This window comes from Rugosimonospora acidiphila, assembly GCF_039543385.1.
Taxonomy (GTDB): Bacteria; Actinomycetota; Actinomycetes; order Mycobacteriales; family Micromonosporaceae; genus Rugosimonospora; species Rugosimonospora acidiphila.
Genome location: NZ_BAABJQ010000018.1, coordinates 190,632 through 198,820, shown reverse-complemented (window position 1 = coordinate 198,820; position 8,189 = coordinate 190,632). Strand labels below are relative to the sequence as shown.

General features: G+C 73.1%; 6 protein-coding genes. 5 read left to right on the top strand and 1 reads right to left on the bottom strand.

Features of this window, described 5'->3' with window-relative positions:
• Window positions 1-23: 23 nt before the first annotated feature.
• The gene (gene upp, locus ABEA87_RS27365) at window positions 24-659 is read right to left on the bottom strand and encodes a uracil phosphoribosyltransferase (protein WP_345634323.1); all 636 of its coding nucleotides are present in this window, start codon (window positions 657-659) and stop codon (window positions 24-26) included.
• 51 nt (window positions 660-710) lie between these two features.
• Between upp and deoC the strand changes: the two genes are divergently transcribed.
• From deoC to ABEA87_RS27340, 5 genes are all read left to right on the top strand, one after another.
• Complete coding sequence (gene deoC, locus ABEA87_RS27360; RefSeq protein ID WP_345634321.1) at window positions 711-1,700, top strand: deoxyribose-phosphate aldolase; 990 nt, start codon at window positions 711-713, stop codon at window positions 1,698-1,700.
• Window positions 1,701-1,707: 7 nt separating this feature from the next.
• The gene (locus ABEA87_RS27355; RefSeq protein WP_345634319.1) at window positions 1,708-3,141 is read left to right on the top strand and encodes an aldehyde dehydrogenase family protein; all 1,434 of its coding nucleotides are present in this window, start codon (window positions 1,708-1,710) and stop codon (window positions 3,139-3,141) included.
• Entirely contained in the window at window positions 3,131-4,018 is an 888-nt protein-coding gene (locus ABEA87_RS27350; protein ID WP_345634317.1) for an aldehyde dehydrogenase family protein, read from the top strand. The genes ABEA87_RS27355 and ABEA87_RS27350 overlap by 11 nt, the downstream gene beginning before the upstream one ends.
• Before the next feature lie 112 nt (window positions 4,019-4,130).
• Window positions 4,131-5,087, top strand: coding sequence for a DNA primase (locus tag ABEA87_RS27345; protein WP_345634315.1), 957 nt, complete (start codon window positions 4,131-4,133; stop codon window positions 5,085-5,087).
• 133 nt (window positions 5,088-5,220) lie between these two features.
• Complete coding sequence (locus ABEA87_RS27340; protein ID WP_345634314.1) at window positions 5,221-8,118, top strand: hypothetical protein; 2,898 nt, start codon at window positions 5,221-5,223, stop codon at window positions 8,116-8,118.
• Window positions 8,119-8,189 lie beyond the last annotated feature (71 nt).

Genomic DNA, 8,189 nt, shown 5'->3' with positions numbered 1-8,189 from the left:
GGACCGCCGGACCGGGCGCGCGGTCAGCTGAATCTCGGCATCCCGCCGAACTGGCGGTCGCCGGCGTCGCCGAGGCCGGGCACGATGAACATCTTCTCGTTCAGGCGCTCGTCGATCGAGGCGGTGACCAGCCGCAGTGGTAGGTCCGAGGAGGCCAGCCGCTCGACACCCTCGGGCGCGGCGAGCACGCAGATCACGGTGATGTCGACGCAGCCCCGGTCGGCCAGCAACTGGCAGCAGTGCAGCAGCGATCCGCCGGTGGCCACCATCGGGTCCAGGACCAGGACGGGCAGGCCCGACAGGTCGGCCGGCAGCGACTCGAGATAGGCGCGCGGGGCGAACGTCTCCTCGTCCCGGGCCAGGCCGACGAAGCCCATCGAGGACTCGGGCAGCAGCGCCAACGCCGCCTCCGCCATCCCGAGCCCGGCGCGCAGCACCGGTACCAGCAGCGGGGGGTTGGCCAGCCGGATGCCCTGTGCCTCGTTCACCGGCGTGTGCACCGGGTACCGCTGCACCGGCAGCGGGCGGGTCGCCTCGTAAACCAGCATGGTGGACAGCTCGCGCAGAGCGGCCCGGAATGCACCTGAATCGGTGCGCGCGTCCCGCATCGCGGTCAGCCGGGTAGCTGCCAGCGGGTGATCGACTACCTGTACGTCCACGCCGACATGGTAGCCATGATCAGTGTCAGCAGGTCCGCGTACTGTTGTGGCATGACGGCAACGGCAACGCGGCATGGCGGACCGGGCACCTCGGACCTCTCCGGCGTGGCGCGGTCCGAGGCGGCCCTGCGCACCTTTCTGCATGGCCTGCCCGGCGTCGACGAGGTCGGCGCGCAGGGGCGCGCGGCGATGCTGAGCACCCGCTCGATCAAGACTTCCGCCAAGGCGTGGGCGATCGACCAGGCGATCGGGATGATCGACCTGACCACCCTGGAGGGCGCGGACACCCCGGGCAAGGTTCGCGCGCTGTGCGCCAAGGCGCTGCGCCCCGATCCCACCGACCCGTCCTGCCCCAGGGTCGCCGCGGTCTGCGTCTACCCGGCGATGGTCGCGGTCGCCGCGCCGGTGCTGGCCGGCTCCGGCGTGCACCTGGCCAGCGTGGCGACCGCGTTCCCGTCCGGCCAGGCACCGCTGCCGGTCAGGCTCGAGGACACCCGGGCGGCGTTGGCCGACGGCGCCGACGAGATCGACATGGTGATCAACCGGGGCGCGTTCCTGTCCGGCCGGTACCTCGAGGTCTTCGAGGAGATCGCCGCGGTGCGGCAGGCCATCGACGAGGCCGGCACGGGCGCGCGGGCGCACCTCAAGGTGATCCTGGAGACCGGCGAGCTGGCCACGTACGACAACGTCCGCCGCGCGTCCTGGCTGGCCATGCTGGCCGGCGCCGACTTCATCAAGACCTCGACCGGCAAGGTGGCGCCCGCCGCGACCCTGCCGGTCACGCTGGTCATGCTGGAGGCGGTGCGCGACTTCCGGGCCGCGACCGGGCGGCAGGTCGGGGTCAAGCCGGCCGGCGGCATTCGCACCAGCAAGGACGCCATCAAGTACCTGGTGCTGGTCAACGAGACCGCCGGCGAGGACTGGCTGCACCCGGACTGGTTCCGGTCGGGCGCCTCCAGCCTGCTCAACGATCTGCTCATGCAGCGCACCAAGCTGAAGACCGGCCGGTACGAGGGCCCCGACTACTTCACCCTGGACTGAGGACACCATGCCCTTCGAATACGCCCCCGCGCCGGAGTCGCCATCCGTCGTGAACATCCGCCCGTCCTACGGGCTGTTCATCAACGGTGAATTCGTCGATCCCAAGGACGGCGAGCGGTTCAAGACGGTCAACCCGGCGAACGAAGAGGTGCTGGCCGAGATCGCCACGGCCGGACCGTCCGATGTGGATACGGCGGTGGCCGCCGCCCGGGCCGCGTACGAGGCGGTCTGGCGCGACCTGCCCGGCCGGGAGCGGGCCAAGTACCTGTTCCGGATAGCCCGGATCATCCAGGAGCGGGCGCGCGAGCTGGCCGTGCTGGAGTCCATCGACAACGGCAAGCCGATCCGCGAGTCCCGCGACGTGGACGTGCCGCTGGTTGCCGCGCACTTCTTCTACTACGCCGGCTGGGCGGACAAGCTGGCCCATGCCGGGCTCGGTCCGGACCCGCGCCCGATCGGCGTCGCGGGCCAGGTCATTCCGTGGAACTTCCCGCTGCTCATGCTGGCCTGGAAGATCGCTCCGGCGCTGGCCGCGGGCAACACGGTGGTACTCAAGCCGGCCGAGACCACCCCGCTGACCGCGCTGCTGTTCGCCGAGATCTGCCAGCAGGCCGATCTTCCGCCCGGCGTGGTCAACATCATCACCGGCGCCGGTGAGACCGGCCGGCTGCTGGTCGGGCACGACGGCGTCGACAAGGTGGCCTTCACCGGGTCGACCGAGGTCGGCCGGGCGATCGCGAAGACGCTGGCCGGCACCCGCAAGCGGTTGACGCTGGAGTTGGGCGGCAAGGCGGCCAACATCGTGTTCGACGACGCGCCGATCGACCAGGCCGTCGAGGGCATCGTCAACGGCATCTTCTTCAACCAGGGCCACGTCTGCTGCGCCGGCTCCCGCCTGCTGGTACAGGAGTCGGTCGCCGAGGAGCTGCTCGACTCGCTCAAGCGGCGGATGGCCCGGCTGCGGGTGGGCGACCCGCTGGACAAGAACACCGACGTGGGCGCCATCAACTCGGCGGCCCAGCTGGAGAAGATCCGCTCGCTGTCCGAAATCGGCGAGCAGGAGGGCGCCGCGCGCTGGGCGCCGCCGTGCGAGCTGCCCGAGCGCGGCTTCTGGTTCGCGCCGACCATCTTCACCGGGGTCTCCCAGGCCCACCGGATCGCCCGGGAGGAGATCTTCGGCCCGGTCCTGTCGGTGCTGACCTTCCGCACCCCGGCCGAGGCCGTGGAAAAGGCGAACAACACGCCGTACGGGCTGTCCGCCGGGATCTGGACCGAGAAGGGATCTCGCATCCTGGCCGTCGCGGACCGGCTGCGGGCCGGCGTGGTGTGGGCGAACACGTTCAACAAGTTCGACCCGACCTCGCCGTTCGGCGGGTACAAGGAATCGGGGTATGGCCGCGAGGGCGGCCGGCACGGGCTGGAGGCCTACCTTGCCCACTGAGTCCACCTCCGCCGGCCGGTCGAGCCGGCTCGCGGTGCGCAAGACGTACAAGCTGTTCATCGGCGGGGCCTTCCCGCGCAGCGAGTCCGGGAGGTCCTACGCCGTGACGTCGACCGGAGGTGAATTCCTGGCGAACGCTGCCCTCGCCTCGCGCAAGGACGTCCGGGACGCCGTGTCGTCGGCGCGTGGCGCCTTCGGCAAGTGGTCCGGGGCCACCGCGTACAACCGGGGCCAGATCCTGTACCGCGTGGCGGAGATGCTGGAGGGCCGGCGGGCGCAGTTCATCGACGAGGTGGCGGCGTCCGAGGGCGGCGACGCGCAGCTCACCGTGGACGCGGCGATCGATCTCTGGGTGTGGTACGCCGGCTGGGCCGACAAGATCGCCCAGGTGTACGGGAACGCCAACCCGGTCGCCGGCCCCTTCTTCAACCTGTCCTCGCCCGAGCCGACCGGGGTGGTCGGCGCGGTGGCGCCGCAGGACTCCTCGCTGCTCGGCCTGGTCGGCGTGCTGGCACCGATCATCGTCACGGGTAACACCGCGGTGGTGCTGGCGGCCGAGTCTGGCCCGCTGCCGGCGATCACGCTGGCCGAGGTGCTGGCCACCTCCGACCTGCCCGGCGGCGTGGTGAACCTGCTCACCGGCCGGGTCGCCGAGACCGCGCCCTGGCTTGCCTCACACATGGACGTCAACGCGCTCGACCTGACCGGGGTCGCCGAGCCCGGGCTCGCCGCCGACCTGGAGCGGGCCGCCGCCGACAACCTCAAGCGGGTGGTCCGGCCGCCGGCCGGCCCGGTCGACTGGCGCGCCGATCCGGGGACGGCGAGGATGATTCAGTTCCTGGAGACCAAGACCGTCTGGCACCCGAAGGGCATCTGAGGCGGCCGGCCGTCGGCGCGTACCGTGGACCTTGTGGACCGGGCATCAGGCTCTGAGCCTGAGCCGCTAGGGTGTGGTCGGATTCACCCAAATCTTGACGACGGAGGTCGCCGTGGCCGCCCAGCGTGACGCCGCAAAGCAGGCGGATCTTGAGGATGAGCGCGAGGTCGAACGACCACAGCTGTGGTCCGACGTGCGCATCGACCCGGTAGAGATCGCCTTGCCCAAGGGCGTCGGGTACACGCTGCGTGCCTACCGCCCGACCGCGGAGGTCACCCCGACCGACGTGTCCGGGCGCGAGGCCGACTCCTTCCCCGACCGGCGCTACGCAACCGCCGAGCAGGAGGAAGAGTTCGACTTCGGCGACGCGTTCGACGACGTGCCCGAGGCGGACCAGCCCAAGGACGAGCTCGACGAAGACGAGGACGGCGACGAACCCGACGAGGACGAGGAGAACGACGACCTCGACCGGGACGACGAGGCCGAGGACAAGCTCGACGACGAGGCGGACGAGACCGACGAGGCGGACGAGGCGGACGAGGAAGAGGCCGAGGAGGAGCCCGTCGAGGAGGCCAAGGGGCCCGACGAGGTGCCGGTGTTCCTCGGCCACCAGGGCCAGGTGCTCCTCTTCCAGACGCCCGAGGGACTGGTCGACTTCATCCGCTCCGACGAGGAGCACGACATGAGCCAGCTGGACACCTGGTCCGAGCTGGCCGGCGCGATCACCGCCGAGGACGTGGTGGTGCTGCCCGAGGACTCGTACGAGCTGGATCTGGTCGTCAAGAACCTGCGCGGCGGCCGGGACGCCTGGGACCCCGATCTCATCATCCAGGCCGGCGAGCTCGCCCGTGACCTCGGTTACGCCCTGCGCATCGATCCGGTCATCTCGGCGCTGGCGCCGGGCTCGCCACTCGACGACCTGGACGAGGCTCTACGTGCGACGACGAGCGGCGGGCTCGGTGGTTTCCTCGCCCGACGGAAGATGAAGAAAATCGGGATAGAAGCCGCACCGCTCGGCTGGCGAACGATAATCGGCAAGATCTCTAGCGTCGTGGACTGGCGCGACTGACCCCCGACCAGGGAGCATCAGTCTGGCAACACGACCAGTCCGGGAGGAGGACGACGCCGTGGCGCTCGTGCGGGTGTATTGCGGTCTTGCTTCGACACCGCCGGCGGCGACGCAGGGTACGACTAACGCGCTGTTGACCGTTGCTGTGGTTGACGACGCGGGTCGCCTGCTCGACGTCTGCGACGTCCGCGATGATCCGTCGGGCTACGCGGAGCTCTGCGCACTCCTCGCCGAGCGGTCGGGTGGCACCGCCGGACTGGCCGTGGCCGCCGATAGCGACGAGCACCAGGTGACCCTGCTCCTGGCCGCGGCGGGTCGCCCGCTGGCGATCTCCGACGAGGAGTCGCTGGACGACTACGCGAACCGCTTCGGCGACGACGACTCCACCGAAGAGATCGAGGCGCCGATCAGCGAGCGCCGGGCGGTCGGGCTGGCCCGCGCCCTGCAGGCGGGCGCGCTGGTCGCCGGCACGGTGTCGGCCCCCCGCGAGCTCATCGCGCTCAAGCCGGTGCTGTCCGCCCACGCCGCGCTGGCCTCCGGCCGGCAGGGCGCCGCGGTGGCGCTGCGCGAGGTGCTCCGCGAGCTGTACCCGGCGGCCCTGCGCGCGTACCCCGACCCGGCCGAGTCCGTGCCGCTGGCGATCCTGGACGCACTGCCGGAGCCGGGGCTGCTCGGGGCCGGCACGGCCAACCAGGGCCGGGACGCGGCGGTCGCCGCCGAGTTGTCCGGCACCGGCCTCGCCGACGAGGCCTCGATCGGCGAGGCGATCACCGCCCTGCGGGTCGCGGTCGCCGAGACTCCCCGCCGGGCCGGCATCGGCAAGTCGCTGACCACCGCCGTGGCCGAGACCATCCAGCAGTCCGTCGCCGCGGTGCGCGCCTGCGATGCGGGCATCGCGGCCCTGGTCGGTCTGCTCACCGAGAAGGCCGCCCCGCTGACCGGCACGCCCGCCGGCTTGAGGCCCCGCCTCAGCTCGACGCCCTCGCCGCTGCGCGCGGTGCGGGAGAGCAGCTCCGAGTTGCCGAGGGTGCCAGGGCCTCGCCGGGCACGCACGCCGGCACCCGCCCCGGTCACGGTCGACCCAGTCTCGGTCGACCCGGTCTCGGTGGACGCGCTGCGCGTGGGTAGCGGGTCGCGCCCGGCCGTCCCGCGCGGCGAGGATGCGCCCGCCGCCCACGCCGCGCCCTCGGCGCCGTCCCACACCGCGCCCCCGGCGCCGTCACACACCGCGCCCTCGGCGCCGTCATACACCGCGCCGTCATACACCGCGCCCTCGGCGCCGTCGCGGACCGCGGGCTTGGCGCCGTCGCGCACCGCCGGCTCGCACGCGACGCCGGCACCGGGCGCACCGTCCCAGGCACCCACCGCGCCGTCGCGCGCGGCGGCGCACAAGGCACCCGCCGCCTCCCACGGCGCTCCGGCGCCCGCGGCGCACGCCGCCCCGGAGCAGTTGAACCCGCCGACGGGCCGGCCCATGAGCGCACCGCCGGTGCCGCTGTCGGCGCCCCCGTTCGCGGGCCCGACGCCACCGGTGGCGTCGGCGCCGCCCGCGCACAACGCCCCGCCCGCGCACAACGCCCCGCCCGCGCACAACGCGCCCATCCGCAACGCGCCGCCCGCGCGCGGCCCGGCCGACCCGTACCCGTCCGGCGCGTACGGGTACCCGCGTGGCGGCCACCAGGCCCCGACGCCCGTGCCCGACACGCCGTCCACCTCGATGCCGGCGCCCCGGCCTGCCCCCGAGGTCGGGCCGCCCGGCTCCCGGGCGGACTGGCCGCTGAACACCAGCGGGACCGGTTTGCCAGCGGTGCCGCCGGCAGGCACGCCGGCGAACAACCCGCTCGACCCGACCTCGTTCCCGGCGACCACGTTGCCGCCGACGGTGCTGGAGCTACGCGGCAGCGAGACCACGGCGACGTCCGACCGGCGCCCGGGTCAGCCCGCCATCCCGCGTCAGCGCGACGGGCGCGTGACGCCGCCGTGGCAGGACAGCGACCTTCCGGCGGAGCCGCCGGCCCTGCGCCTGGTCGAGCCCGCCCCGCTCGCGGACCGCGCGCTGCGCGACGACCGGTCGGGCACGCGCGACCGGGAGTTCCTGGCCAACTCGGACCGGGCCGGGATCGAGCGCCCGGACTCCGAGCGCACCGGCGGCGAGCGCGGCGCGATCGAACGGATCGACCGGGGCGCCATCGAGCGCCTCGCCGGCGAGCGTGGGCTCTCCGGCGACCGTGGACACGCCGCCGACCGCGGATTGCCCACCGACCGAGGACTGCCCGCCGACCGAGGACTGCCCACCGACCGAGGGCTGTCTGCCGATCGAGGACTGTCTGCCGAACATGGGCTTCCCGCCGACCCTGGCGCCAACGGGCGCAACGGGTCCGAGCGGACCCTCGGTGCGGCGGCCGCGTTCGGTGGCGAGCGCCGGCTGGGCGCCGCGGCCGCCTTCAACCGTGATCGTGACCGCGATTCGGGCGGCGACGCCCCCAACGGCGCTCCGCTGCGCCTCGTCGAGAACGCGGAGTCGCGCGGTGGCCGGGGTGGCCGGCGATCGGCCGAGCCCACCTCCGCGCCGCCCGTCGGCGCCGAGCTGGACGGCGACCTGCTGATCTTCGCGGAGGCCAGGTCGGCCTGGTTCGTCGGTCACCTGGAGACGGAAGACACCGGGCCGGACTGGGCCAACGCCGCGGACCTGGGCTGGGAGGCGGCCCAGCGGGCCGCCCAGCCGGTACAGGGCGAGGACACCGAGGTCGGCCTGCCCCGCCGGGTGCCGCAGGCCAACCTGGTGCCCGGCTCGCCGTTGCCACCGGCCACCGAGCGCTCGCTGCGCATCGTGCGCAACGCGGCCGAGATGGCGGCGCACACCACCGGATACTTCCGCGGTTCTCGACGTGGCGAGGAGGTCCGCGGCTTCGCCGTGGGCGGCCGGCCGGGCCGCGAGGAAGCCGGTGGCTGGGACTTCACCCGGGACGGCTGGGAGGCCGACCACGACGGTGAGCGTGACTTCGAGTACCGGTCGGCGTCCAACCGCTGACCAGCGGCGGCCACCCCCGGTGGCCCGTTAGCCCAACTGCTCCACCGCACCACTGTTCATGCTGATCAGAT

What these genes read in the sequence shown, in the direction of transcription:
- deoC (WP_345634321.1), top strand. Translation starts at nt 711, where the DNA reads ATGACGGCAACGGCAACGCGGCATGGCGGACCGGGCACCTCGGACCTC.
- ABEA87_RS27355 (WP_345634319.1), top strand. Translation starts at nt 1,708, where the DNA reads ATGCCCTTCGAATACGCCCCCGCGCCGGAGTCGCCATCCGTCGTGAAC.